This window comes from Mycobacterium vicinigordonae, assembly GCF_013466425.1.
GTDB classification, from domain to species: Bacteria; Actinomycetota; Actinomycetes; order Mycobacteriales; family Mycobacteriaceae; genus Mycobacterium; species Mycobacterium vicinigordonae.
Genome location: NZ_CP059165.1, coordinates 5,215,398 through 5,241,745, shown reverse-complemented (window position 1 = coordinate 5,241,745; position 26,348 = coordinate 5,215,398). Strand labels below are relative to the sequence as shown.

The 26,348-nt window shown below is 66.3% G+C and carries 23 protein-coding genes; 10 read left to right on the top strand and 13 right to left on the bottom strand.

Annotated features, from left to right (window positions below; all coding sequences use genetic code 11):
• Positions 1-27 precede the first annotated feature (27 nt).
• From purN to H0P51_RS23325, 5 genes are all read left to right on the top strand, one after another.
• On the top strand, positions 28-657 hold the full coding sequence (gene purN / locus H0P51_RS23345) for a phosphoribosylglycinamide formyltransferase (protein ID WP_180915201.1): 630 nt from the start codon (positions 28-30) through the stop codon (positions 655-657).
• Between the two features lie 7 nt (positions 658-664).
• Complete coding sequence (gene purH / locus H0P51_RS23340; protein WP_180915200.1) at positions 665-2,230, top strand: bifunctional phosphoribosylaminoimidazolecarboxamide formyltransferase/IMP cyclohydrolase; 1,566 nt, start codon at positions 665-667, stop codon at positions 2,228-2,230.
• Between the two features lie 88 nt (positions 2,231-2,318).
• Complete coding sequence (locus H0P51_RS23335; RefSeq protein ID WP_180915199.1) at positions 2,319-2,900, top strand: LGFP repeat-containing protein; 582 nt, start codon at positions 2,319-2,321, stop codon at positions 2,898-2,900.
• Between the two features lie 110 nt (positions 2,901-3,010).
• Positions 3,011-4,393 carry a sigma 54-interacting transcriptional regulator gene (locus H0P51_RS23330; RefSeq protein ID WP_180915198.1) on the top strand — a complete coding sequence of 461 codons (1,383 nt, stop codon included), beginning with the start codon at positions 3,011-3,013 and terminating at the stop codon, positions 4,391-4,393.
• Complete coding sequence (locus tag H0P51_RS23325; protein ID WP_180915197.1) at positions 4,386-6,371, top strand: vWA domain-containing protein; 1,986 nt, start codon at positions 4,386-4,388, stop codon at positions 6,369-6,371. The genes H0P51_RS23330 and H0P51_RS23325 overlap by 8 nt, the downstream gene beginning before the upstream one ends.
• Before the next feature lie 9 nt (positions 6,372-6,380).
• Here the strand turns inward: H0P51_RS23325 and H0P51_RS28270 are convergent, their stop codons facing one another.
• The 9 genes from H0P51_RS28270 to H0P51_RS23280 all read right to left on the bottom strand — a co-directional run bounded on the left by H0P51_RS28270 (position 6,381) and on the right by H0P51_RS23280 (position 17,515).
• Positions 6,381-8,012 carry an alpha/beta hydrolase gene (locus H0P51_RS28270; RefSeq protein WP_213016711.1) on the bottom strand — a complete coding sequence of 544 codons (1,632 nt, stop codon included), beginning with the start codon at positions 8,010-8,012 and terminating at the stop codon, positions 6,381-6,383.
• Positions 8,009-8,314, bottom strand: coding sequence for a WXG100 family type VII secretion target (locus tag H0P51_RS23315; protein ID WP_246398173.1), 306 nt, complete (start codon positions 8,312-8,314; stop codon positions 8,009-8,011). The genes H0P51_RS28270 and H0P51_RS23315 overlap by 4 nt, the downstream gene beginning before the upstream one ends.
• A gap of 110 nt (positions 8,315-8,424) precedes the next feature.
• A complete protein-coding gene (locus tag H0P51_RS23310; protein ID WP_180915196.1) occupies positions 8,425-9,027 on the bottom strand; it encodes a DUF1707 SHOCT-like domain-containing protein in 603 nt (200 codons plus the stop codon).
• 81 nt (positions 9,028-9,108) lie between these two features.
• The gene (locus H0P51_RS23305) at positions 9,109-9,915 is read right to left on the bottom strand and encodes an enoyl-CoA hydratase family protein (RefSeq protein ID WP_180915195.1); all 807 of its coding nucleotides are present in this window, start codon (positions 9,913-9,915) and stop codon (positions 9,109-9,111) included.
• Complete coding sequence (locus H0P51_RS23300) at positions 9,915-11,081, bottom strand: acyl-CoA dehydrogenase family protein (protein WP_180915194.1); 1,167 nt, start codon at positions 11,079-11,081, stop codon at positions 9,915-9,917. Before H0P51_RS23300 ends, H0P51_RS23305 begins: the two co-directional genes overlap by 1 nt.
• Positions 11,078-13,060 (bottom strand): acetyl/propionyl/methylcrotonyl-CoA carboxylase subunit alpha, encoded by a 1,983-nt coding sequence (locus H0P51_RS23295; RefSeq protein WP_180915193.1) that lies wholly within the window; start codon positions 13,058-13,060, stop codon positions 11,078-11,080. The genes H0P51_RS23300 and H0P51_RS23295 overlap by 4 nt, the downstream gene beginning before the upstream one ends.
• A gap of 5 nt (positions 13,061-13,065) precedes the next feature.
• Positions 13,066-14,655, bottom strand: coding sequence for an acyl-CoA carboxylase subunit beta (locus H0P51_RS23290; RefSeq protein WP_180919184.1), 1,590 nt, complete (start codon positions 14,653-14,655; stop codon positions 13,066-13,068).
• Between the two features lie 2 nt (positions 14,656-14,657).
• Positions 14,658-15,818: an acyl-CoA dehydrogenase family protein gene (locus H0P51_RS23285; protein WP_180915192.1), complete on the bottom strand. Its 1,161-nt coding sequence runs from the start codon at positions 15,816-15,818 to the stop codon at positions 14,658-14,660.
• Complete coding sequence (locus H0P51_RS23280; protein ID WP_180915191.1) at positions 15,815-17,515, bottom strand: acyclic terpene utilization AtuA family protein; 1,701 nt, start codon at positions 17,513-17,515, stop codon at positions 15,815-15,817. The genes H0P51_RS23285 and H0P51_RS23280 overlap by 4 nt, the downstream gene beginning before the upstream one ends.
• Positions 17,516-17,753: 238 nt before the next feature.
• Between H0P51_RS23280 and rpmF the strand changes: the two genes are divergently transcribed.
• The 5 genes from rpmF to H0P51_RS23255 all read left to right on the top strand — a co-directional run bounded on the left by rpmF (position 17,754) and on the right by H0P51_RS23255 (position 22,406).
• Positions 17,754-17,927: a 50S ribosomal protein L32 gene (rpmF, locus tag H0P51_RS23275; RefSeq protein ID WP_180915190.1), complete on the top strand. Its 174-nt coding sequence runs from the start codon at positions 17,754-17,756 to the stop codon at positions 17,925-17,927.
• Between the two features lie 133 nt (positions 17,928-18,060).
• Positions 18,061-18,747 (top strand): two-component system response regulator MprA, encoded by a 687-nt coding sequence (gene mprA / locus H0P51_RS23270; RefSeq protein WP_180915189.1) that lies wholly within the window; start codon positions 18,061-18,063, stop codon positions 18,745-18,747.
• Positions 18,747-20,252 carry a HAMP domain-containing sensor histidine kinase gene (locus H0P51_RS23265; protein ID WP_180915188.1) on the top strand — a complete coding sequence of 502 codons (1,506 nt, stop codon included), beginning with the start codon at positions 18,747-18,749 and terminating at the stop codon, positions 20,250-20,252. Before mprA ends, H0P51_RS23265 begins: the two co-directional genes overlap by 1 nt.
• 115 nt (positions 20,253-20,367) lie before the next feature.
• Positions 20,368-21,861: a S1C family serine protease gene (locus H0P51_RS23260; protein ID WP_180915187.1), complete on the top strand. Its 1,494-nt coding sequence runs from the start codon at positions 20,368-20,370 to the stop codon at positions 21,859-21,861.
• Positions 21,861-22,406, top strand: a complete 546-nt coding sequence (locus H0P51_RS23255; RefSeq protein ID WP_180915186.1) for a MogA/MoaB family molybdenum cofactor biosynthesis protein — start codon at positions 21,861-21,863, stop codon at positions 22,404-22,406. Before H0P51_RS23260 ends, H0P51_RS23255 begins: the two co-directional genes overlap by 1 nt.
• 13 nt (positions 22,407-22,419) lie before the next feature.
• On the opposite strand, the gene mscL is transcribed toward H0P51_RS23255, so the two are convergent.
• The 4 genes from mscL to H0P51_RS23235 form a co-directional block, all read right to left on the bottom strand.
• Positions 22,420-22,893 carry a large-conductance mechanosensitive channel protein MscL gene (gene mscL, locus H0P51_RS23250; RefSeq protein WP_180919183.1) on the bottom strand — a complete coding sequence of 158 codons (474 nt, stop codon included), beginning with the start codon at positions 22,891-22,893 and terminating at the stop codon, positions 22,420-22,422.
• 198 nt (positions 22,894-23,091) lie between these two features.
• Positions 23,092-23,907 (bottom strand): mycofactocin-coupled SDR family oxidoreductase, encoded by an 816-nt coding sequence (locus H0P51_RS23245; protein ID WP_180915185.1) that lies wholly within the window; start codon positions 23,905-23,907, stop codon positions 23,092-23,094.
• Between the two features lie 51 nt (positions 23,908-23,958).
• Positions 23,959-25,446 carry an aldehyde dehydrogenase family protein gene (locus H0P51_RS23240; RefSeq protein WP_180915184.1) on the bottom strand — a complete coding sequence of 496 codons (1,488 nt, stop codon included), beginning with the start codon at positions 25,444-25,446 and terminating at the stop codon, positions 23,959-23,961.
• Between the two features lie 15 nt (positions 25,447-25,461).
• Complete coding sequence (locus H0P51_RS23235) at positions 25,462-26,268, bottom strand: SDR family NAD(P)-dependent oxidoreductase (RefSeq protein ID WP_180915183.1); 807 nt, start codon at positions 26,266-26,268, stop codon at positions 25,462-25,464.
• Positions 26,269-26,348: the final 80 nt, after the last annotated feature.

Sequence of the window (26,348 nt, the reverse complement as noted above, 5' to 3'; positions counted from 1 at the left end):
TCGGCGGCGGCAGATTAGGCTCGCCGTGTGCAGGAACCGCTCCGGGTACCCCCAAGTGCACCGGCGCGGCTGGTGGTGCTGGCCTCGGGCACCGGTTCGTTGCTGAACTCGCTGCTGGACGCGGCGCAAGGCGACTACCCGGCCCGGGTGGTGGCCGTCGGTGTCGATCGCGACTGCCGGGCCACCGAGATCGCCGCCGCGTCCGACATCCCGACTTATACCGTGCGGGTTGGTGACCATCCGGGCCGCGACGCCTGGGACGGCGCCATCACCGCGGCCACCGCCGCGCAGCGACCCGACCTGATCGTGTCCGCGGGATTCATGAGAATTCTTGGGCCGCAGTTCCTTTCGCGATTCTCCGGCCGTACTGTTAACACCCACCCAGCGTTGCTGCCGGCGTTTCCCGGCGCGCACGGCGTCGCCGACGCGTTGGCCTACGGCGTCAAGGTGACTGGCTGTACGGTGCACCTGGTGGATGCCGGAGTGGACACCGGTCCGATACTGGCCCAGCAAGCCGTCGAGGTGCTCGACGGCGACGACCAAGAGACGCTGCACGAACGTATCAAGGTTGTGGAACGACAACTGCTGGTAGAAGTGGTGGCCGCGATAGCGACTCGCGGCGTGACGGTAACAGGACGAAAGGCGACCCTGGGATGAGCGCAGCATGAGCATCGACAAGAAGCCGATTCGTCGCGCATTGATCAGTGTCTACGACAAGACCGGGCTGGTCGAACTGGCCCGGGGCCTCGCCGACGCCGGCGTCGAGATCGTGTCGACCGGTTCGACCGCGAAGGCCATTGCCGACAAAGCGATTCCGGTGACCCGCGTGGAGGAACTGACCGGTTTCCCCGAAGTCCTGGACGGACGTGTCAAAACCCTGCACCCGCGTGTGCACGCCGGACTGCTGGCCGACCTGCGCAAGACCGCGCACCAAGAAGCCCTGGCCGAACTCGGTATCGAAGCGTTCGAGCTCGTCGTCGTCAACCTTTATCCCTTCACCCAGACCGTCGAATCCGGTGCCTCGGAAGACGAATGCGTCGAGCAGATCGACATCGGCGGTCCATCGATGGTGCGCGCGGCGGCCAAGAATCATCCCAGCGTCGCCGTGGTAACCGATCCCCGCGGCTACGACGGTGCGCTGGCCGCCGTACGGCACGGAGGCTTTTCCCTAGCCGAGCGTAAAAAGCTTGCGTCCCTGGCGTTTCAGCACACAGCTGAATACGACATCGCGGTCGCCAACTGGATGCAGTCCACGCTGGCGCCCGAGGAACCCGCGCAGGAATTCCCGCATTTCTTCGCCCGTTACTGGCGCCGTGAGTCGACGCTGCGCTACGGCGAGAACCCGCACCAGCAGGCTGCGCTTTACGCCGACCCCGTCGCGTGGCCGGGTCTGGCGCAGGCCGAGCAGCTGCACGGAAAAGAGATGTCCTACAACAACTTCACCGACGCGGACGCGGCCTGGCGGGCGGCCTTCGACCACGAGCGGACCTGCGTGGCGATCATCAAGCACGCCAACCCGTGCGGCATCGCTATCTCCGACGTCTCGGTTGCCGACGCGCACCGCAAAGCCCACGAATGCGACCCGCTGAGCGCCTTCGGCGGGGTGATCGCAGCCAACACCGAAGTCAGCGTGGAGATGGCCGAGTACGTCAGCACGATCTTCACCGAGGTGATCGTCGCTCCCGCCTACGAGCCAGGCGCGATCGAGGTGCTGAGCCGCAAGAAGAACATCCGGGTGCTGGTGGCCTCCGAACCGCTTAGCGGCGCCCACGAGCTGCGGCCGATCAGCGGCGGACTGCTGATCCAGCAGCGCGACCAACTCGACGCCCCCGGCGACGACCCCAACAACTGGACCCTGGCCACCGGCGAACCCGCCGACCCCGCCACGCTCACCGACCTCGTCTTCGCCTGGCGAACCTGTCGTTCAGTCAAGTCGAATGCGATAGTCATCGTCGCCGGCGGCGCCACCATCGGCGTGGGCATGGGCCAGGTGAACCGGGTCGACGCCGCCCGGTTGGCAGTCGAACGCGGCGGCGAACGGGTCAGGGGAGCCGTCGGGGCCTCCGACGCGTTCTTCCCGTTCCCGGACGGCCTCGAGACTCTGACCTCGGCCGGGGTCAAGGCGATCGTGCACCCCGGCGGTTCGGTACGCGACGATGAGGTGACCGCCGCTGCCGCTAATGCCGGGATCACGCTCTATCTGACCGGGGCGCGGCACTTCGCGCATTGATGGCCCGGTGCGGCGACCCTTGTCGCCCGCGTCACAAGGTGCATAGCATCGCACCTAGGGACGGGGTCAAACGAATTCGGAGGGCATGATGCGCGCGACAACGAAACGAACGGCAGCATTCTCCGCGGCGATCGCAGCATTCGGGCTGATCGGTGCCGGCTGCAGCAATTCGAACAAATCCAACGAAGCGTCGAGTTCGTTGAGCTCGGCAACCTCGGCGGTCTCGAGCGCGATCTCCAGCGCGACGTCGTCGGCCCCGGCGTCGGGTCCAAGCTCCAGTGCGTCGGCGAGCTCGACACAGATCCCCGGCGCCAACGGTACCCAGTACACGGTCGAGGGCCCCATTCTGGCCAAGTGGCAAACGCTGACCGAAGCCCAGAAGAAGGACCTTGGTGCTCCGTTCGACAACCAGAAGAACACCCAAGACAACAGTGGTGTCTACCAGCAGTTCGACGGCGGAGTGCTGATCTACCGCAACGGCGGCCCGGTCTACTTCGTCTGGGGCAAGATCCGCGATGCGTGGAATGCCAACCAGGCTTCGCAGGGCAAGCTGGGCTACCCCACCGCGGACGAGCAGGTACAGCCCGACGGCACCTACAAGTCGACGTTCGAGCACGGCACCATCACCTGGAAGCCGGGCGACCCCGAAGCAACCGTTACCACGAGCTGACTGTTCCACGTACCACGCGCAGGCCGGGCAATCGATTTGATTGCCCGGCCTTCAGCGCATTTGATGAACGCGCCCGTGCTGAATCCCCGGCAGGGTCGTAGCGTGGAGAGGTGACTTCACCGAGCAATCTGCCCCGCACCGTCGGCGAGCTGCGTGCCTCCGGCCATCGCGAGCGGGGAGTCAAGCAGGAAATCCGGGAGAATCTACTCACCGCGCTCGCCGACGGTGACGAGGTGTGGCCCGGGATCCTCGGTTTTGACGACACCGTGATTCCGCAGCTGGAGCGGGCCCTGATCGCCGGGCACGACTTCGTGCTGCTGGGCGAACGCGGGCAGGGCAAGACACGGCTGCTGCGGGCACTGACCGGACTGCTTGACGAGTGGACCCCGGTAATCGAGGGCTCCGAATTGGGCGAGCATCCCTACAACCCGATCACCCCGGAGTGGATTCGTCGCGCCGCCCAGGCGCAAGCGGACCTGCCGATCGCGTGGAAACACCGCAGCGAGCGGTACACCGAGAAGCTGGCGACGCCTGACACCAGTGTCGCCGACCTGGTCGGTGACATCGACCCGATCAAGGTCGCTGAGGGCCGCAGCCTGGGTGACCCCGAGACCATTGCGTACGGCCTGATTCCACGCGCGCACCGCGGCATCGTCGCTGTCAACGAGCTGCCCGACCTCGCCGAGCGCATCCAGGTGTCGATGCTCAACGTGATGGAGGAACGCGACATCCAAGTCCGTGGTTACACGCTGCGCCTACCGCTGGATGTGCTGGTGGTGGCCAGCGCCAACCCCGAGGACTACACCAACCGCGGCCGCATCATCACCCCGCTCAAGGACCGCTTCGGGGCCGAGATCCGCACCCACTACCCGCTGGAACTGTCCGCCGAGATCGGCGTCATCGCGCAGGAGGCACACCTGAGCGCGCAGGTGCCCGACTATCTGTTTCAGGTGATCGCCCGCTTCGCCCGCTATCTGCGCGAGTCCAGCTCGGTCGACCAGCGTTCCGGGGTCTCGGCGCGGTTCGCCATCGCGGCCGCCGAGACCGTCGCGGCCGCGGCCCGCCACCGCGGCGCGATCCTCGGTGAGACCGACCCGGTGGCCCGGGTGGTCGACCTGGGCACCGTGATCGACGTGCTGCGCGGCAAATTGGAATTCGAGTCCGGTGAGGAGGGCCGTGAGCAGGCGGTGCTCGAGCATTTGCTGCGCCGCGCCACCGCCGACACCGCATCGCGGGTGCTGGGCGGCATCGACGTCGGCACCTTGGTGTCGGCCGTCGAGGGTGGCTCCGCCGTGACGACGGGCGAGCGGGTGTCGGCCAAGGACGTGTTGGCCGCGGTTCCCGGCCTACCGGTGGTGGATGCCATCGCCCGCAAGCTGGGCGCGGAATCCGAAGGCGAGCGGGCCGCGGCGCTGGAACTGGCGCTCGAGGCGCTGTATCTGGCTAAGCGGGTCGACAAAGTGTCCGGGGAAGGGCAAACCGTCTATGGCTAATAGAGGGCACTCGTCGCGGTACTCGGCGTACACCGGCGGGCCCGACCCGCTGGCACCGCCGGTGGATCTGCGTGAGGCGCTCGAAGCGATCGGGCAGGACGTGATGGGCGGCACCTCGCCGCGCCGCGCGCTGTCGGAGTTGCTGCGGCGCGGCACCGAGAACATGCGCGGTGCCGACCGGCTGGCCGCCGAGGCCAACCGCCGCCGCAGGGACCTGTTGCGCCGCAACAACTTGGACGGCACCCTGCAGGAAATCAAGAAGCTGCTCGACGAGGCCGTGCTGGCCGAGCGCAAGGAACTGGCGCGCGCGCTGGACGACGACGCGCGCTTCTCCGAGCTGCAGTTGGAGGCGCTGCCGCCGTCGCCGGCCAAGGCTGTACAGGAACTTTCCGAATACGACTGGCGCAGCGCCGAGGCCCGGCAGAAGTACGAGCAGATCAAGGACCTCTTGGGGCGCGAAATGCTGGACCAGCGTTTCGCCGGCATGAAGCAGGCGCTGGAAGGTGCCACCGACGAGGACCGTCAGCGGGTCAAAGACATGCTGGACGATCTGAACAACCTGCTGGACAAGCACTCTCGCGGCGAAGATACGCAGCAGGATTTCCAGGATTTCATGGACAAGCATGGCGAGTTCTTCCCGGAAAACCCGCGCAATGTCGACGAGCTGCTGGACTCGCTGGCCAAGCGGGCCGCGGCCGCGCAGCGCTTCCGCAACAGCCTGTCCCAGGAGCAGCGCGACGAGCTGGATACGTTGGCGCAGCAGGCTTTTGGATCGCCGTCACTGATGCAGGCGTTGGGCCGGCTGGACGCGCATCTGCAGGCCGCGCGCCCGGGGGAGGATTGGGACGGCTCGCAGCAGTTCTCTGGTGAGAACCCACTGGGCATGGGCGAGGGCGCGCAGGTACTGGCCGACATCGGCGAGCTCGAGCAACTCGCCGATCAGCTTTCGCAGGCGTACCCGGGTGCCACCATGGACGACGTCGACCTCGACGCGCTGGCCCGCCAACTGGGCGACGAAGCCGCCGTCGACGCCCGCACGCTTGCCGAACTCGAACGTGCCCTGGTCAATCAGGGTTTCTTGGACCGTGGCTCCGACGGTCAGTGGCGACTTTCCCCGAAGGCTTTGCGTCGTCTCGGGGAGACCGCGTTACGCGATGTGGCGCAACAGCTTTCCGGACGGCATGGCGAGCGGGACCACCGGCGCGCGGGTGCGGCCGGCGAGTTGACCGGGGCGACTCGACCTTGGCAATTCGGCGACACCGAGCCATGGAACATCTCCCGAACTCTCACCAATGCCGTACTGCGGCAAGCGGGTACGCACAACCTCGACGAGGGTCGCCCGTCGCTGCGCATCACCGTCGACGACGTCGAGATCTCCGAGACCGAAACCCGCACCCAGGCTGCGGTGGCGTTGCTGGTGGACACCTCGTTCTCGATGGTGATGGAGAACCGCTGGTTGCCGATGAAGCAGACGGCGCTCGCGCTGAATCATCTGGTGACCACCCGATTTCGGTCGGATGCCTTGCAGATCATCGCCTTTGGTCGTTACGCGCGCACCGTGACGGCCGGTGAGTTGACCGGCCTGGAGGGCGTGTACGAGCAGGGCACCAACCTGCATCATGCCCTCGCGCTGGCTGGGCGCCACCTGCGCCGCCATCCCAACGCGCAACCAGTGGTGTTGATCGTCACCGATGGTGAACCGACCGCGCACCTGGAGGATTTTGACGGCGAGGGCACCTCGGTCTTCTTCGACTACCCGCCGCACCCGCGCACTATCTCGTTCACGGTCAAGGGTTTTGACGACATGGCCCGGCTCGGCGCGCAGATCACCATCTTCCGACTCGGCAGTGACCCTGGCCTGGCGCGGTTCATCGACCAGGTGGCCCGACGGGTGGAAGGCCGGGTCGTTGTGCCCGACCTGGACGGGCTGGGCGCCGCGGTGGTGGGAGACTACCTGCGCTCGCGGCGACGCCGGTAAGGCCGCTAGTCATCGGCCCAGTTGCCGCGGCCTGATGAGGTCGTCGGGCAATCCGGCCAGCACCGCCGCCATGTTGTAAGCGCTCATGCGTAGTTGCCCGTTGCTGCCTAGCCGGGCGTAGTCCGAATGGCCGTAGGCACGCTCGTGGAGTTGACCGTCGCCGTACTCATTCGGTGGTGCCAGGTCGGTGCCGGTCGACAACGGCGTCATGCCCGGGACGTTCTGTAACGCCGGGCCGAACGCACCGAACCCGGGAATAGTCTCGGCCACATAATCATTCACGCCGACCAGATAGAAGGCGTGACCGGGCCGCACTCGCAGCTGCGATGCGTCGGTAAGTTCACCGCCGGGCGAACCGTACAGCACGACGTCGCTCACCGGTGCGCCCTGCTGCAGTGCCAGACTGGTCACCAGCGATCCGTAGGAGTGACCGAAGCCGGTGATATGTTGGTCTGCAACGTTACTGGACGCGGCCAACCCCTTGTAGAAGCGGTTCAGCCTGTCCGCGCCGTCGCGGGCATGCCAGTCGTGCGTCACGTCGCGCAGGCTGTCGGGCGCGTCGTAGCCCAGCCAGGCGATGGACGCGACTGCATCCGGATTGGTGCGGTGCGCCGCCGTCCTCAATTCCCCCGCTTTATCGCGCTGTCTAGCAGCCTGATTCGTCATATCGAGGACGCTGGCGCTGACTCGGGTGTTCAGGCCGCCCACCGTGACACCGACACACTCGGCGTTGTCGACGTCGCCGACACCGACCGCCGCCAACACCTTTCCGGGAATGCCGGTGGTGTCCAGCAAGATCAGGCTCGATCCGGGATTGGCGTCCAGGGCGTCGCGCAGTGCCCGAAGGTCGGCCAGCTTCTCCGGATCGGTGTGCCAGCAGCCGGCGCCGTCGAACCACCCCTGCTGCAGCCGGGTGATTTCGCGTTGCAGCACTGGCAGATTGAGTCGGCCGCGGACGGTGACCGGAACGCCGTCGAGGTTGCGGATGGCGGCGGGTACCGATTGCTTAACCCGGTCCTGCTGTCCCGGCGTCAACGCGTGCCACCAACTGCTCACCTGGTCGGGTGTACTGTCGCGCGGCGGCAACGCCGGTATAGCGGGTGGATTATGGGCGAGTTGCGCGCTGAGTTGGTCGGGGGCAAGGTCGCGGTCGGCGCCGCGGATCGCCGCGGCCAGGTCTTGGTCGGCGACCTCGGCCGACTCCAACAAACTGCGCATGCGCTCGTTCAACCACAGCGCGGCGTCCAGGATGCGCTGCTGATCATCGGGGGATAGCGAAGTGAAGTCGAATGGCGGCAGGACCGCTCCGGTCTGCTCGTCGATAACCAGGCGACTGTCGCGGGCCAAATCGCGGATTGCGTGCAGCCGCTGCTTGATTACGGCGACTTCGTCGGCGGACTGCTCGGCGGCGCGCGCGACCGCCTCACAGGTATCGGCATGGCCGTCCAGTACCAGCGCGATGTGACGGGAGGCCGCCTGCGCCGCCTCGGCGGCGTCGCCGCCGAAGTTCAGCAGTCGGATCATCTCCGCGACCGACGCTGAGGCGGTGCGGGTGCCGTGTGCGCGGCGGATCGCGGCGTCGAAAACTGTGCGGATTGCCGTTGGATCCCAGCGTTCGATATCGGCCGGAGTGACCGTCATCGTGCCGACCGGCCGGCCAATAGCGCCGCGTTGCCCTGCTCCATCTCCTCGAATACTGCTGCAGTGCAAAGCATTCCGGCGCAGTGCTGGTCGAAGCGGCCGCAGTGGTCGGTGCTGGCAGCCAACCAACCGTCCAGGAAGCCCGACAAGGCGCGTGCCGAGGAACCCACCCAACCCCGCTGAGCGCCCTCAGCGTCCCGGTGACACGCCTGCTGTAGGTCCAGCAACGCTTGCCCGTGATCGGCCAGCGCTGCACCGACCTGAGCGAGCGCGTGGGGAACCGCCCGCACTTCCTCCGCCATACCAACCGTCTTCCGCCGAGGTGAACTCTCGGCGAAAGCCTGGCAGCGGCTAAAACGACGGACCACTCACCGCAGTGGCCCGTGTGGATTGGCGCTGGTGCGGCTGTGGATCAGTTACGGGGCTTGCGGGGCTTGCGCTTGATGCCGACGCCACCCCACAGCGAGAAGCCGCGGATCCGGATGTTGGGTGCGCCTGGGCTGCCCTCACCGACCACCGATTGCTCGAAGTTGCCCATGATGCCGCGACCGTCGATCTCGACGCTGACCTCCGGCGGCAGCAGAATCGTCTGCGCGCTCATGATCGAGTAGGCGTGGATCTCGACCTCGGTGGAGGTGAAGTCGGCATAGCGCAGGTCGACCACGCCGCTGCCCCAGAGGGTGAAGGTGGTTAGCTTCTTCGGCACGTTCCAGCGTCCGCGGCGCTCGAAGCCGCTCATGATGGCTAGCAATAACGTGGACGGTGCCGGATTGCAGTTGCCGCCGCGGCGACCACTGACCACCGTTCCCGGCAGGTCGGCGCGCAGCTCGTCGAGTTCCTGATACGTCGTCGCCGCATAAGCCTTGGTTAGCCGGTCTTCGTACTCGTTCAGTTGCAGGCGACCCTGCTCTGCGGCATACGCCAGCAATTGCGCGATCTGGATGCGATCGGTGTCCTCTGCGCGCGACAGCTCGTCGCGCACGGCCTTCACGTCACGTTGGGCTGGGTTGGTCATCTCACAGGCGAGCTTACGACTTCATATTTTTGCTGCAAGAGGGTTTGGCTAAACTGCAATCTTCCCGCCGCCGACATAGTCCTATTCCGGCGGAGAAGCCCAGCTCGGCGGCCGTTTCTGCAAGAACGCGAGCATCCCTTCGTGCGCTTCCTCGGAAACGAACAGTCGAGCGGATTCCTCCGCGAGCCGTTGCGCGTCCCGGTCGAAGCCTTCCAGCACCGCGGTCGTGGTCAGCGCCTTGGACGCCGCCAGACCCTGCGGTGAGCCGCGGCCGATGTCGGCGACCAGCCCGGCTACCGCGGTGTCCACGTCGTCGGTGGCCAGGCTGATCAGCCCGATCTCGGCGGCTTCGCTGGCGCCGAACGTTTCGCCGGTGAGGTAATAGCGCGCCGCGGCGCGCGTCGACAGCTTCGGCAGCAGGGTCAGCGAGATAATTGCCGGGGCGACGCCGATCCGCGCCTCGGTCAGGGCAAAGGTGCTCTTCGGCCCGGCTACCACGATGTCGCACGCGCCAACCAGGCCGAACCCGCCGGCCCGGACGTGCCCGTTGATCGCACCGATCACCGGCAACGGCGAGGACACGATGTCGCGCAGCAGGGTCGCCATCTCCTGGGCCCGCGCCACCGCAAGGTCGTAGGCAGACGGTGGTGGCGACCCGCTTCCCCCGGCCGCGCCACCTCCTGCCTCGCTGAGGTCCGCACCGGCGCAGAACGTGCCGCCGGTGTGCCCGAGCACCACCATCCGCACCGCCGGGTCCGCCGCGGCCACCCGTAGACCGTCGTGCAGCTGGGTGACCAACCTGGTCGACAAGGCGTTGCGGTTATGCGGTGAGTTCAGCGTCAACCGGGCGACGACGCCGTCCCGCGTGTATTCGACGAGAGTGTCCATCAGTACGAACGGGGTAGGCCCAGCGAGGTCTGCGCGACGAAGTTCAGCACCATCTCGCGGCTGATCGGCGCGATACGTGCCAGCCTGGATGCGGCCAGCATGGCGGCCACGCCGTACTCCTTGGTCAGCCCGTTGCCGCCCATCGACTGCACGGCCTGGTCGACGGAACGGGTGGATGCCTCGCCCGCGGCGTACTTGGCCATATTCGCGGCCTGTGCTGCGCCGCCATCGTCGCCGCTGTCATAAAGGGTGGCGGCTTTCTGCATCATCAGCTTGGCCAGTTCGATCTCGATGTGGCACTGCGCCAACGGGTGCGCGAGCCCTTGGTGGGCGCCGATCGGGGTGGACCATACCTTGCGGGTCTTGACGTATTCGACGGCCTTGTCGAGCGCGAACCGTCCCATGCCCACCGCGCTGGCCGCACCCATGATCCGTTCCGGGTTCAGCCCGGCGAAGAGCTGTGCGATGGCAGCATCCTGGGCCCCGACCAGTGCGTCGCTGGGCAACCGGACGTCGTCGAGGAAGACCTGGAACTGCCGTTCGGGGCTGATGATCTCCATGTCGATCGGGGTGTAGGTGAAGCCGGGCGCGTCGGTAGGCACCACGAACAGCGCGGGGCGCAGTTTGCCGGTCTTGGCTTCCTCGGTGCGGCCAACCACCAGGACCGCTTGGGCCTGGTCTATGCCGGAGATGTAGACCTTCTGGCCCTTGAGGATCCAGTCGCTGCCGTCGCGGCGGGCGGTGGTGGTGATGTTGTGCGAGTTGGATCCGGCATCAGGTTCGGTGATGGCGAACGCCATGGTCAACGTGCCGTCGGCGATGGATGGGATCCAGCGCTTCTTCTGTTCCTCGGTGCCGAACTTGCTGATGATGGTGCCGTTGATGGCCGGTGAGACGACCATCAGCAGCAGTGCGCTGCCAGCGGCGGCCATCTCCTCCATCACCAAGGACAGCTCGTACATGCCTGCGCCGCCGCCGCCGTACTCCTCGGGCAGGTTCACCCCGAGGAAGCCGAGTTTGCCTGCCTCGGACCACAATTCGTCAGTGTGCTCCTGGGCGCGTGCCTTCTTCAGGTAGTACTCGGCACCGTAACCGGACGCCCACTCGCGCACTGCCTTGCGCAGCGCTTGGCGGTCTTCGCTCTCGATAAAGCTGGTGTCGCTCACTGGGAATCCCCTTCTGCTTCGGGCTCTTCGACGCGTGCCAATACGGCGCCGACTTCGACTTGTTGGCCTGGCTGAACATTGAGTTCGGCGAGTACCCCGTCGTTGGGTGCGGTAATGGTGTGTTCCATCTTCATCGCCTCTAGCCAGATCAGCGGCTGGCCGGTGGTCACGGGGTCGCCGACGTCGGCGCCGACCCGGATCACGTTGCCAGGCATGGGCGCAACCAGGGATCCCTTCTCGACGGCCGAGCCCGGCTCGGGATAGCGGGGAAGTGCAATCAGGTGCACGGGCCCGCGGGCAGAGTCGATATAGATGTCGTGGCCGTAGCGCGACACGGTGAAGCTGGCGGCGACCCCGTGTTCGGCCAGCACCACCTGATCCTGTGTCGCCGACACCAGCTGCACGCTTGGATCTTCGGGAAGTGCCAATCCGGTCCTGGTGTAGCGGTATTGGACCCGAATTTCGTTGTCCGCGCTGTCACGGTAGGCCTTGGTCTGAAACCCAGAAGCCAGATTGCGCCAGCCGCTCGGAACGGCTGCCAACACCGTGGCACCCGCGCGGTTGTGCGCGGCGTCGGCCAGGGCTGCCGCGATCGCCGACAGCCGGACTGCCTCGGAATCGGCCAGCGGCGCCGCCAAATCCGCCAGGCCGTGCGTGTCGAAAAACGCCGTGTCGGTGGCACCTTCGAGGAACGCGGGATGACGCAGCACGTTGACCAGCAGTTCGCGATTGGTGCGCAGGCCATGTACGTGGGCGCGGGCCAGTGCGTCGGCGAGTACCAGCGCCGCTTGGCGGCGAGTCGGGGCGTAGGAGATCACCTTGGCGAGCATGGGGTCGTAGTGGATCGATACAACCGAGCCGTCGACGATGCCCGAGTCCAGCCGGATTCCCGTCCGGCGCCTCAGGGTCTCGAATTCCGCTTGCACCGACGGCACGTGAATCGCGTGCATCCGACCGGCCTGCGGCTGCCAGCCGTGTGCGGGATCTTCGGCGTAGAGCCGCGCCTCGATCGAATGTCCCTGCGTCAGCGACGGTTCAGTGCCCAGCCTGCCGCCGTCGGCGACATCGAGTTGCAGCTCGACCAGGTCCAGCCCGGTGGTTTCCTCGGTGACCGGGTGCTCCACCTGCAGCCGGGTATTCATCTCCAGGAAGAAGAACTCGCCGTCATCGTCGGCGAGGAACTCCACGGTGCCCGCGCCGCTATAGCCAATGGCGGCAGCCGCCAGCCGCGCGGCCTCGAACAGCTTGGCGCGCATCCCGGGAATGCGTTCCACCAGCGGTGAGGGTGCCTCTTCGATTACCTTCTGATGGCGCCGCTGGATGGAGCACTCACGCTCGCCGACTGCCCAGACGGTGCCGTGGTTATCGGCCATCACCTGGACCTCGATGTGGTGACCGGTCGGCAGATAGCGTTCGCAGAACACCGTCGGGTCACCGAACGCGGACTGCGCTTCACGCTGTGCGGCCTCGACTTCACTTGGCAACGCGGACAATTCGCGCACCACACGCATACCGCGGCCGCCACCGCCGGCGGAAGCTTTGACCAGCACCGGCAGCTGCTGCGCAGTGACGGTAGCCGGATCGAGCTCCTCGAGCACTGGCACTCCGGCGCCCGACATCAGCTTCTTGGACTCGATTTTGGAGCCCATGGCGCGCACCGCGTCCACCGGTGGGCCGATCCACCTCAGGCCCGCGTCCTGGACCGCTGCGGCGAATTCGGCGTTCTCCGACAGGAATCCGTAGCCGGGATGAATCGCGTCAGCGCCGGCAGCCGTCGCCGCCGCGATGATGGCCTCGGCATTGAGGTAGTCGTTCGTCTTGAGCAGCCGGACCCGGGCATCGGCCTCAACGACGTGCGGTGCCTCGGCATCCGGGTCGGTGTAGACGGCGACGGTACCCAGGCCGAGGCGACGGCAGGTGGCGAAGACCCGTCGCGCGATCTCACCGCGGTTGGCAACCAGCACTCTGGTGATTCCCATGACACTCACATCCGGAAGACGCCGAAGTTCGGCGTCCCCTTGATCGGGCCATTTGCTATGGCGGACAGACAGATTCCCAACACGGTGCGGGTATCGCGCGGGTCGATCACCCCGTCGTCGTAGAGCATCCCGGAGAGCACCATGGGCAGCGACTCGGCTTCGATCTGGCCTTCGACGGCGGCCCGCATGGCGGCGTCGGCGTCTTCGTCAACCTGTTGGCCGCGGGCTTCGGCAGCGGCCCGGGCCACGATCGACAGGACACCCGCCAGCTGCGCGCCACCCATCACCGCGGATTTGGCGCTGGGCCAGGCGAACAGGAACCGCGGATCGTAGGCGCGACCGCACATGCCGTAGTGGCCCGCGCCGTAGGAGGCGCCGAGCAGCAGCGAGATATGCGGGACTTTCGAGTTGGACACGGCGTTGATCATCATCGAGCCGTGCTTGATCATCCCGCCTTCCTCGTAGTCCTTTCCCACCATGTAGCCGGTGGTGTTGTGCAAGAACAACAGTGGAGTGTCGTAGCGGTTAGCCAGTTGGATGAACTGGGTGGCTTTCTGCGATTCCTCGCTGAACAGCACACCGCGGGCGTTGGCCAGGATCCCGATCGGGTAGCCGTGCAATTGAGCCCAGCCGGTCACCAGCGACGATCCGTAGAGTGGTTTGAACTCGTCGAATTCCGAGCCGTCGACGATGCGCGCGATCACCTCGCGCGGGTCGAACGGGATGCGCAGGTCCGACGGGACGATGCCGATCAGTTCCTCGGTGTCGAACAGCGGCTCGGTGACGGGTTTCGGGACAGGGCCTTGTTTTCGCCAGTTCAGTCGGGCCACCACGCGGCGACCGATGCGGATCGCGTCGAGCTCGTCCTGAGCGAAGTAATCGGCCAAACCCGAGATACGAGCGTGCATCTCGGCGCCGCCGAGTGACTCGTCGTCGGACTCCTCACCGGTGGCCATCTTCACCAGTGGAGGGCCGGCCAAGAAGACCTTGGAGCGTTCCTTGATCATCACCACGTGATCCGACATCCCGGGTACGTAGGCTCCGCCCGCGGTGGAGTTGCCGAAAACCAGTGCGATAGTGGGGATTCCGGCAGCCGAGAGGCGGGTCAGGTCGCGGAACATCCGTCCGCCGGGGATGAAGATCTCTTTCTGGGTGGGCAGGTCGGCTCCGCCCGATTCCACCAGCGAGATCACCGGAAGCCGGTTCTCGAACGCGATCTGGTTGGCCCGCAGGATCTTCTTCAGGGTCCACGGGTTGCTGGTGCCGCCTTTGACGGTGGGGTCGTTGGCGACGATCATGCACTCGACGCCTTCGACGACACCGATGCCGGTGACCGTACTCGCCCCTACCTTGAATGCGCTGCCCCAGGCGGCGAGTGGGCTGAGTTCCAGGAACGGGGAGTCGGCGTCGACCAACAACTCGATGCGTTCGCGCGCGGTCAGCTTGCCGCGGGCGTGGTGACGTTCGACGTATTTTGGTCCGCCGCCCTCGACCGCGTTGGCCAGTTCGGCGGCGATCTCGTCGAGTTTGGCTGTTGCCGCCGCGGCCGCTTCGGCGAAAGTGTCGCCGTTCGGGTCGAGCGTGGTCGCAAGCACGGTCATTGTTGGTATCCCAGGAGTTTGGCGGCCAATGCGGTCATGATCTCGGTGGTCCCCCCGCCGATGCCCAATATCCGCATGTCCCGGTACTGGCGTTCGATCTCGGATTCGGCCATGTAGCCCATGCCACCGAACAATTGGACGCCCTGGTTGGCGACCCACTCGCCGGCTTCGACGGCGGTGTTCTTGGCGAAGCACACCTGCGGTATCAGGTTCGTCTCGCCGGCCAGCTGCCGCTCCACCACGTTGCGCGAGTAGACGCGGGCGACATCGACGCGGCGAGCCATCTCAGCCAGCGTGTTCTGCACTGCTTGCCGCGAGATCAACGGCCGACCAAAGGTTTCCCGATCGCGGCACCACTGAGCGGTGATGTCCAGACAACGCTGTGCGCTGGAATAGGCTTGTGCGGCAAGGCCGATCCGTTCGGAGACGAATGCCTGCGCGATCTGGCCGAATCCGCTGTTCTCGGCGCCCACCAAGTTAGCCACCGGCACCCGAACGTCGGTGTAGGACAGTTCCGCGGTGTCCGACGACCGCCAGCCCATCTTGTCCAGCTTGCGGGTCACCTCGAACCCGGGCGTGCCCTTGTCCACTACCAATAGCGAAACCCCAGACGCCCCGGGCCCGCCGGTGCGGACCGCGGTCACCACGTAGTCGGCGCGCACCGCAGAAGTGATGTAGGTCTTGGCGCCGTTGACGATGTAGTGGTCGCCTTCCGGGCCAGAACAGCGGACCGCCGAGGTTCGCAGATGTCCGACGTCCGAGCCGCCGCCCGGTTCGGTGATGGCCAGCGAGCCGATCTTCTCGCCGGCCAGCGTTGGGCGCACGTAGGTTTCGATCAGCCGCTCGTTGCCCGAGGCGATCATGTGCGGCACCGCGATGCCGCAGGTGAACAGCGAGGCGAACACCCCGCCGGGGCCGCCGGACTCGTGAAACTCTTCGCAGATCACCACGGCGTCGGCCCCGTCCCCGTCACCACCCCCGACAGCGGACGGGAAGTTGGCGCCCAGCAGGCCCGCTTGCCCGGCGCGGCGGTGCAGCTCGCGCGGCAAGTCCCCGGTGCGCTCCCACTCGTCGACGTTGGGCAGGATCTCCCGTTCGACGAAGGAGTGCACCGTCTTTCGCAGCTGCTGGCGCTCGGGCGTGGTCCAGATACTCATAGGAGGCTCTCCGGAATGTCGACGTGGCGGCTGCGCAACCATTCGCCCAGCCCTTTGGCCTGCGGGTCGAAGCGTGCCTGGTAGGCGACACCCTGCCCGAGAATTCCCTCGATCACGAAATTCACCGCCCGCAGATTCGGCAGCACATGGCGAGTGACGTCGAGCTCGGCAGCTTCGGGCAGCAGCTCCTTGAGCAACTCGACGGTCAGAGTATGCGCGAGCCAACGCCACTGCTCGTCGGTGCGCACCCACACTCCAACGTTGGCGGACCCACCTTTGTCGCCGCTGCGCGCCCCGGCGATGAGGCCCAGTGGCACCCGCCTGGTCGGGCCGACCGGCAACGGTTCCGGCAGACCCGCAGGGGCGGCGGAGGCCAGGTTCAAAGTTTCCGTGGCACAGGGAATTTCGACACGGCTACCGTCGGCGTGTACGGCGATGTGCTCAACTAGTCCGGCGTCGACGTAGCCGGGGGTGAAGACCCCGTACACCTGGCCGTCACCCGGTGGGGTGGTGGCGGTGAACCCTGGATAGCTGGCCAGCGCCAATTCGACTGCGGCGCCGGAGAATTTGCGTCCAACGTTGGCCGGGTCGGGGTCGCGGACAACGCAACTGAGCAATGCGCTGGCCGTCTCCTCGGTGTCGGCATCGGGTCGGTCGGTGCGGGATAGGGTCCACACGAGCTCGGCCGGCTTGACCGTCAGGGTGGCCTCGAGCTGGCGTCGCACCAACTCCGCTTTGGCCTCGATGTCCAGCCCGGTCAGCACGAACGTCATGGAGTTGCGGAACCCGCCGATGCTGTTCAGCGAGACCTTCAGCGTTGGTGGTGGCGGCTCGCCGACCACACCGCTGATCCGCACCCGGTCGGGACCGGCCGGGGTCAGCGAAATGGTGTCCATCCGTGCCGTCACGTCTGGATTGGCGTAGCGGGCGCCGGTGATCTCGTAGAGCAGCTGGGCGGTTACGGTGTCGACGCTGACCAGGCCACCGGTGCCGGGATGTTTGGTGATCACCGCCGAGCCGTCGGCGTGCACCTCGGCCAGGGGAAAGCCGGGATAGGTTAGGTCGGGCACCTCGGTGAAGAAGGCGAAGTTGCCGCCGGTGGCCTGGGTGCCACATTCGATGACGTGTCCCGCGACGACAGCGCCGGCCAGCTGGTTGTAGTCGGTGCGGTTCCAGCCGAAGTGTGCGGCGGCAGACCCGACGATCACCGACGCATCGGTGACTCGGCCGGTGACCACCACGTCGGCTCCGACCTGCAGACAGTCGGCGATGCCCCAACCGCCTAGGTAGGCGTTGGCTGTCAGCGGCGATCCGAGGCCCAGTTCGGCTGCGCGCGGCTGCAGATCATCGCCCTCGACGTGGGCTACCCGGGCCGGAATGCCGAGGCGCTCGGCCAGGACCCGGACCGCGTCGGCGAGCCCGGCGGGGTTCAGGCCGCCAGCGTTGGCCACGATGCGTACGCCGCGTTCATGGGCCAGGCCCAGGCAGTCCTCGAGTTGGGTCAGGAAGGTCTTGGCGTAGCCGCGTTCCGGGCTCTTCATCCGGTCGCGGCCCAGGATCAGCATGGTGAGTTCGGCCAGGTAGTCACCGGTGAGGTAGTCGACGTCACCCCCGGTCAGCATCTCGCGCATCGCCGAATGACGGTCGCCGTAGAAACCGGAGCAATTCGCGATCCGGACGACGTCCAGAGATGCCATGCGCGTCCTCCCCAGAAAGGATCGGCCTGAACACAACCAACCAACCGGTAGGTTAGCCGGTACCGCTGGTGCCTCGTCAAGCGGCTCGGCCTCGCTGCGGGATGCCACGGTTCGAGTCATTTTGGTGACCGGCAGGCCCAGCGACTATTCTTGTCGGCAACTGTCGCCACGTCGGTCACCCACGGCCTTGCCGCGCGACACGACCCACCGAAACCCGAACGAGGAGTTAGGCCCGACCATGGCCGTACCCAAGCGCAGGATGTCGCGCTCGAATACCCGTAGCCGGCGCTCGCAGTGGAAGGCCGCCGAGACTCCGCTGGTGGGCGTCAACGTTGCCGGGCAGAAGCACAAGGTGCCGCGTCGGCTGCTCAAGGCCGCCCGCCTCGGCCTGATCGACCTCGACAAGCGCTGACCCGAATCCACACGCTCGTGGGCACGCCGCGGTGAACCCAATCGGGGTCCGGTGTGATGGATGCGACTGATGTTGCCCCGTACAGCGGCGCGCCTCTCAGCCCAGTCTCAGGCGCTCGTATGAAACTAGCCCGGTGCGAATACTTGTCGTCGACGACGATCGCGCCGTGCGCGAGTCGCTGCGCAGGTCACTCTCCTTCAATGGCTATACGGTGGAGTTGGCCCATGACGGGGTGGAGGCTCTGGAGCGGATAGCCAGCGACCGGCCCGACGCGGTTGTTCTGGATGTGATGATGCCCCGGCTGGATGGCCTGGAAGTGTGCCGTCAGCTGCGCAGCACCGGCGACGACCTGCCGATCCTAGTGCTGACCGCCCGCGATTCGGTTTCCGAACGCGTCGCGGGCCTTGATGCCGGCGCCGACGACTACCTACCCAAACCGTTCGCTCTCGAGGAGCTGCTGGCCCGAATGCGGGCGCTGCTACGCCGGACCAAGCCCGAGGATGCCGCCGAGTCCGTCGCGATGACCTTTTCCGATCTGAGCCTGGACCCGGTGACCAGGGAGGTCGTTCGCGGGCAGCGCAGGATCAGCCTGACCCGCACCGAATTCGCGTTGCTGGAGATGCTCATCGCCAACCCGCGCCGGGTATTGACCCGCAGCCGCATCCTCGAAGAGGTGTGGGGATTTGATTTCCCCACCTCGGGCAACGCGCTGGAGGTGTACGTCGGATATCTGCGCCGCAAGACCGAGGCCGACGGCGAGCCGCGGCTGATCCACACCGTGCGCGGGGTGGGTTACGTGCTACGCGAAACGCCGCCCTGATGCTTTCTCTCCGCCGCAAACGGCGTGCGCCGCTGCCGGCAACCAGCTCGCTTTCGCTGCGGTGGCGGGTCATGCTGCTGGCGATGTCCATGGTGGCGATGGGCGTGGTGCTGATGTCCTTCGCCGTCTACGCGGTGATCTCGGCCGCCCTCTACAGCGACCTGGACAATCAGCTGCAGAGTCGCGCTCAGCTGCTGATTGCCAGCGGCTCGCTGGCGGCCGACCCAGGCAAGGCCATCGAGGGCACCGCTTATTCGGACGTCAACGCGATGCTGGTGAACCCGGGCCGGTCCATCTACACCGCCAACCAGCCGGGGCAAACGCTGCCAGTCGGGACGCCGGAGAAGGCGGTCATCCGCGGTGAGCTGTTCATGTCGCGTCGTACCGCCTCCGATCAGCGGGTGCTGGCCATCCACCTGCCCAACGGCAGCTCACTGCTGATCTCCAAGAGTCTCAAGCCCACCGAGCACGTGATGGGCAAGTTGCGTTTCGTGCTGCTGATGGTGGGTGGCGTCGGCGTGGCGGTGGCGGCGGTGGCCGGCGGAATGGTCACTCGCGCCGGGCTGCGCCCCGTGGGGCGTCTCACCGAAGCCGCCGAACGGGTGGCGCGCACCGACGACCTGCGGCCCATCCCGGTGTTCGGCAGCGACGAACTGGCGCGGCTCACCGAGGCGTTCAACCTTATGCTGCGGGCGCTGGCCGAATCGCGCGAGCGGCAGGCGCGGCTGGTCACCGACGCCGGACATGAACTGCGCACGCCGCTGACGTCGCTGCGCACCAATGTCGAGCTGCTGATGGCCTCAATGGAGCCCGGCGCCCCGCGGCTGCCGGAACAGGAGATGGTCGACCTGCGCGCTGACGTACTGGCGCAGATCGAGGAATTATCCACGCTGGTAGGCGATTTGGTGGACCTAACCCGCGGCGACGCCGGTCAGGTGGTGCACGAGCCGGTGGACATGGCCGAGGTCGTCGACCGCAGCCTGGAACGAGTCCGCCGGAGGCGCAACGACATTCACTTCGATGTGGATGTCGTCCCATGGCAGGTCTACGGTGACTCCGCCGGCTTGTCGCGGGCGGCGTTGAATCTGATGGACAACGCGGCCAAGTGGAGTCCGGCGGGCGGCCGGGTAGGCGTCGTGCTGCGCCAACTCGACCCGTCGCACGCCGAACTCGTGGTGTCCGATCAGGGTCCGGGCATCCCGCCGCAGGAGCGGCGGCTGGTGTTCGAACGTTTCTACCGGTCCACCTCGGCGCGCGCGATGCCGGGCTCGGGTCTGGGGCTGGCCATCGTCAAGCAGGTGGTGCTCAACCACGGCGGATCGTTGCGCGTCGAAGACACCGACCCCCACGCCCAACCGCCGGGAACCTCGATTCACGTGCTGTTACCCGGCCGGCCGATGCCGCCGGGCGTCTACACGTCAACCTCCGGCGAAATGGAACACGGCGAATCTGGTCACAGTGCGAACTCACGGGGTTCGGCGAACGTTATCTCAGTGGACTCTTAGTCCGCGCGCGGAAGCTGGTTGCAGTTAGTGTTGAAAACCTGAGCCATGCAAGCCACGCATGTTCTAGGCCGTAAGCAAGCCCCACGTAGTAGTAGAGGAAGAGCGTCTTAGCGTCATGACGAATCACCCGAGGTATTCGCCACCGCCGCAACAGCCGGGTTTCGGTGCCACGCCTAACCAGCCGGTGCCGCCCGCCTATGCCCAGGGGCAGCAAAGTTACAACCAGCAGTTCGACTGGCGGTACCAATCACCCCCCCAGGCGGAGTACCGGTCCTTCGATCCGCTCAGCGGCACTGGATCGCGCCCGGTATCCGGCGGCACCGGCCCGGGCCCGATTCCGGGTGGCACGGGCCCCGGCCCGATCCCCGGCGGGCGTCCCCTGCATGGTGGCACCGGAATCGGTCCGATTCCGGGGGCGACCATGCACGGACACCTGCCGGGTGCGGCCATGTCGGGCCCGATTCCGGGCATGCTCCCACCGATGGGGCCGCCGCGGCGGCGACGTCGCTCGGGCGGGCTGATCCTGGGCGCCCTGGCCATCGCGGTGGTCTCGGCGGGCATTGGTGGCGCGGCGGCGACCGTGGTCGAACTGGGGCACCAATCCAGCGGTACCCAGGGCGCTACGGTGGCGTCGGGGTCGGCGCCCAGCGTCCCGGCCGCGAATATGCCGCCCGGCTCCGTCGAGCAGGTTGCCGCCAAGGTGGTACCGAGTGTCGTGATGCTTGAGACCGATCTGGGGCGCCAATCCGAAGAGGGATCCGGCGTCATCCTGTCGGCCGACGGGCTGATCCTGACCAACAACCATGTTGTCGCGGCTGCCGCCAAGCCGCCGGCCGGAAGCCCGCCGCCGAAGACCACGGTGACGTTCTCCGACGGACACACGTCCTCGTTCACGGTGGTCGGGGCCGATCCGACCAGCGATATCGCCGTCGTGCGGGCGCAGGGCGCATCAGGGCTCACGCCGATCCAGATGGGTTCGTCGGCGGGCCTGCGGGTGGGGCAGCCGGTGCTGGCTATCGGCTCCCCGCTGGGACTGGCGGGTACGGTCACCACCGGCATCGTCAGTGCCCTCAACCGACCGGTGTCGACAACCGGTGAAGCCGGCAACCAGAACACGGTGCTGGACGCGATTCAGACTGACGCCGCCATCAACCCGGGTAACTCCGGTGGTGCGTTGGTCAACATGAACTCTCAACTCGTCGGCGTCAATTCGGCGATCGCCACGCTCGGCGCCGACTCCGGCGACGCGCAGAGCGGCTCGATCGGGCTGGGTTTCGCGATCCCCGTTGACCAGGCCAAACGGATCGCCGACGAGTTGATCAGCACCGGCAAGGCGTCGCACGCCTCGCTGGGCGTGCAGGTGACCACCGACAAGGGCGCCCCCGGCGCCAAGGTGATGGAGGTCGTTGCCGGCGGTGCGGCTGCCAACGCCGGGGTGCCCAAGGGCGTCATCGTCACCAAGGTCGACGACCGCACGATCAACAGTGCCGATGCGCTGGTGGCCGCGGTGCGCTCCAAAGCTCCAGGGGACAAGGTGTCGTTGACATTCGAGGATCCCGCGGGTGGTAGTCGGACGGTGCAGGTCACGCTCGGAAAGGCGGATCAGTGATGAAGGCCGACGCTCAGCTGTCCGACCTCGGATATACGGTTGCACCCATGGAACAGGGCGCGGAGTTGGTCGTTGGCCGGGCACTTGTGGTCGTCGTGGACGACCGCACCGCGCACGGCGATGAGGACCACAGCGGCCCGCTGGTCACTGAGTTGCTCACCGAGGCGGGGTTTGTCGTTGACGGGGTCGTGGCGGTGGAGGCCGACGAGGTCGAGATCCGCAACGCGTTGAACACCGCCGTGATCGGCGGGGTCGATCTGGTTGTCTCGGTCGGCGGAACCGGCGTCACGCCGCGTGACGTCACTCCGGAAGCCACCCGCGACATCCTCGACCGGGAGATCCTGGGGATCGCCGAGGCCATCCGGGCCTCCGGACTGTCCGCGGGCATCACCGATGCGGGACTGTCCCGCGGGCTGGCGGGCGTCTCCGGCAGCACGCTGGTGGTGAATCTGGCCGGTTCTCGCTACGCGGTACGGGACGGGATGGCGACACTGAACCCGCTGGCCGCGCACATCATCGGCGAGCTGTCCAGCCTCGAGATCTGACGCCGGGTCTCGCTCAGCGCTCGGAGCGCGGCCCGTAGTTCGGCGGCGGCGACAGCGGCACATTTCCGGGCGCCGGTGCGCCGCCGTGCCGACCCGAGGACGCCGCGCCGTTGGTCTGCGCGAGCAGGTCGCGGATCTCTTCGAGCAGCACGACCTGTGCGTCGTCGGCTTGTTCGACCTCACCCTGCTTGCGCAGTTTGCTGTATGGCAAGACGATCAGGAAGTACACCACCGCGGCGACCAGGAGGAAGTTGATCGCGGCCGAAAGTACCGTATTGAAGTCGACGTACTGGTCGGTGCCCGGTATGTGCAGGTTCAGGATGCCGTGCTTTGACTCTTGGTTGAAGCCGATCGAGCTGACGAGCGGGTTGATGACGCTGTCGGTGAAGCTCTTGACCAACGCCGTGAACGCGGTACCGATGACGACCGCGACCGACAGGTCGATGATATTGCCCCGCGAGAGAAACTCTTTGAATCCTTTGAGCATCAGACGTCCTTTCTCTAGCGGCATCTGCTAATCCAGCCGATTGGATTGCCGCCCACAAAAAACCTAACCCAGATGGCTTCATTTGCCAGTCAAGGTCTGGCGTGGGCGTCGTCGGAGATTGCTGCCGGGTGTTGCGCGGCAAGGCGGAATAGGGCTCGAACTAGGGTCGGCTCAGCACATCCCGCATATTGATGTTCCCTATCGGATCGAGAAACCGGCGTCGAGGGGCCACTGTACCCCGGTGATGAACCGCGCTTGGTCGGAAACTAGGAAGGCCACCGCGTTCGCGATGTCTTCGGGCTGCAGGATGTCGATGGGCAACGCGTTCTGCATCGCGGCGATGCCCTCGGGATTGCGGGCCGCCGCACGGGGGAGTGCTTCGTTGTCAGTCATGCCGCTGAGCACACCTGTCGGGTGGATGGTGTTCACCCGAATCCATTGTGATGCAAGATCATTGGCCAGCGTATGCATATAGCCGACGAGTCCGCGCTTGGACGCGACATAAGCTTGCATGGCCGCGTCGTGTGTCGCGCTGCCCTTCAGCCCGCCGGAGGAGCTGGTGAGCACGATGGAACCCCCGCGGCCGCCTTCGATCATCGCGGGCAACGCCGCCCGAACCGTCTGGAAGGGGCCGGTGAGGTTGACGTCGATGACGTCCTTCCACTCCGCGACGAAATCCTCCTCCGGGTCGTAGCGGACGATCCCGGCGTTGGCGATGATGATGTCGACCCTGCCGAAGTCGGCAAATCCTTCCTGAAACGCGTGGGCGACCTGTTGGTAGTCGCGCACATCGGCCTTCCGGCCGATCATGCGGCGGCCCTCCGCCTCGACCATCTTGACGGTCGCCGCCAGGTCCTGCTCGGTGGCGTTGGGGTAGTCCATCGTCGGGATGTCCTCGCAGATGTCAAACCCGATGATGTCGGCACCATCTCGGGCGAGACGGACCGCGTGCGCTCGCCCCTGTCCGCGGGCAACGCCCGAAATGAAGGCGACGCGCCCTTCCAATCCACCCATTGCGTCCTCCTTGAGCTTGCGTAGCGATGTCGCTGGGTCTGGTGAGGATGTTCAGCCGAACGGGAGTGCGGCGGTCGCTCCGACGCCGACACCTTTGAGTCGCAGGAACTCCTCGATGCCGGCGCGGCCGCCCTCTTTTCCCTGTCCGCTCATGCCGATCCCACCGAACGGCCGCCACACCGCAACGTTGGACCCGCCGTTGATCAACACCTCGCCGGTCCTCATTTCCTCGGCCACTCGCAGTGCGCGGTTCACGTCGCGGGTCTGGATATAGCCGGACAGCCCATACCTGGTGTTGTTGGCGATCCGCACCGCCTCGTCCTCGTCGCGGAACCGCATGATCGCCAGCACCGGTCCGAAGACCTCCTCCTGGGCGAGTTCGGATTCGGGATCGACGTCGGCGAAAACAGTTGGCGCGAGGTAGAAACCGTCGGCTAGCTCACCGCCGAGCCGGTAACCGCCGGTGAGCAGTCGTGCGCCAGCTACTTGCGCCCGCTCGACCATGCCGAGCACCCGCTGCAATGCCGCCTCGGAGATCAGTGGACCAGAGGCCACCTGTGGGTTGAATGGATCTCCAACGACAAGGTTTTCGGCAATGTCAACGACGCGCTTGCAGACCTCGTCATAGATCGGCTCCTCGACGATCATGCGGGTCGGGAATGCGCACCCCTGGCCGCTCATTAGGCCGATCGACATAAACGTGCCATGAAGGCACACCGAATCCAGATCTGCGTCCGCGAACACAATGTTCGCCGACTTGCCGCCCAGTTCCAGCACTGCAGGTTTCATCGTCTGCGCGCACTCGGTGAGAATCCGTCGCGCGGTCGTAGCCCCTCCGGTGAAACTCACCTTCTCCACCAGCGGATGGCCAACGAGGGCGGCCCCGGCAGCAGCGTCGCCCGGCAAAACCGACAGCACGCCGTCGGGTAGGCCGGCACGCTGTGCGCACTCCGCGTAGAGATCGCCGGAGAATGGCGTCAACTCAGACGGCTTGACCACCACCGCATTTCCGGCAGCGAGCGCGGCAGGAACCTTCATCGCCAACGAGACTAGCGGGCCGTTCCACGTAATGATGACGCCAATCACGCCGAATGGCTGCCTCAACGTCAGACCAAGTTCGCCGTCGGCAGTGAATGACGCTGTCGTGTCTCCCTCGATCTTGTCTGCCCAGCCCGCGTAATACCGCGTCCATTCCGCCGCAATCACTGGCGAGCCGGCGGTGGTGGTGATTGGGGTCCCGTTGTCGAGCACTCCGCGCCGCGCGAATTCCGTTGCGTGCGCGTCGATCAGATCTGCAAACCTATTGAGGATGGTGCGGCGCTCGGCGGGCTTCGTCCGTCGCCAATCGTCGAACGCCTCATACGCCGCGCGCACCGATTCATCTACCTCTGCTGGGCCCGCCAGCGGGATTGTTGCGTCCACCAGCCCGGTTGCCGGGTTCACGTGCTCGTGCACGCCGCCGCTTCCCTCGGCGCGCCGTCCGCCGGCGAGGTTGAGCGCCACATTCGGTACGGTGCGGTCAGTTGAGCAGGTCGACATTGAAGTGAGCTCTCCTCACGAAGATTGGCTCTGCAGTTCTGACGCCCGAACTTCCACCAAGGTCGGCAGATGCGCGAGGAGACCACTGTCAGCGGCGATTACCTGTCCGGTGATGAAGGCGGCTCGGTCCGAGGCGAGGAAGCAGACGAGCTCAGCGATGTCACGCGGCTCGCCGATGCGGCCGGCAAGGTGGTGGGCGGCGAACATCTCTACGACCGGTGCTGGTAGCCCCACCTTGAGCCGTGGGGTGCGGACCAGGCCCGGGGCGATCGCATTGCAGCGCACGCCGTACCGTCCGTATTGCGTTGCCACGTAACGAGTGAGCGTTTCGACGGAGGCTTTCGTGCAGGCGTACGCGGTCGACATGTCGGAGGCGGCGTGGGCGGTTTGTGACGAGATGTTGACGATCGCGCCGCCGCCGGCGCTGACGAGATGGGGAATCGCATGCTTACACATGAGCATGGTCCCCCGGGCGTTGACCGCGAAGATCGCGTCCCACGCGTCGACTGTCATCTCGGCGACCAGCGTGTCGGTAGGGTCGGTGTGCGCGGCGTTGTTGTCCACGATGTCGAGGTGGCCGAATCTGTCGACGGTGAAGTCGATCAGTGTTCGCACGGACGCTTCGTCGGCGAGGTCGACGGGGTGGTGGACGGCCCGCGCGCCGATCGCGGCAGCCGCGCCGGCGAGATCCGTGTCGGGCAGGTCCGCCAACACAACATGCGCGCCCGCGCGCGCCAACACCCGCGACGTCTCGAGTCCGATACCGCCGCACGCACCGCTGACAATCGCGACCTTCCCGTCAAGTTCTGGTGTCTGTGTCACGGTGTGTCACTTTCTTTCGTGCGCGCCTGTGCGCCTGTTTCGTCCCGGTGTACACCGCGGCTGCGGGCGTCAACGCTTGT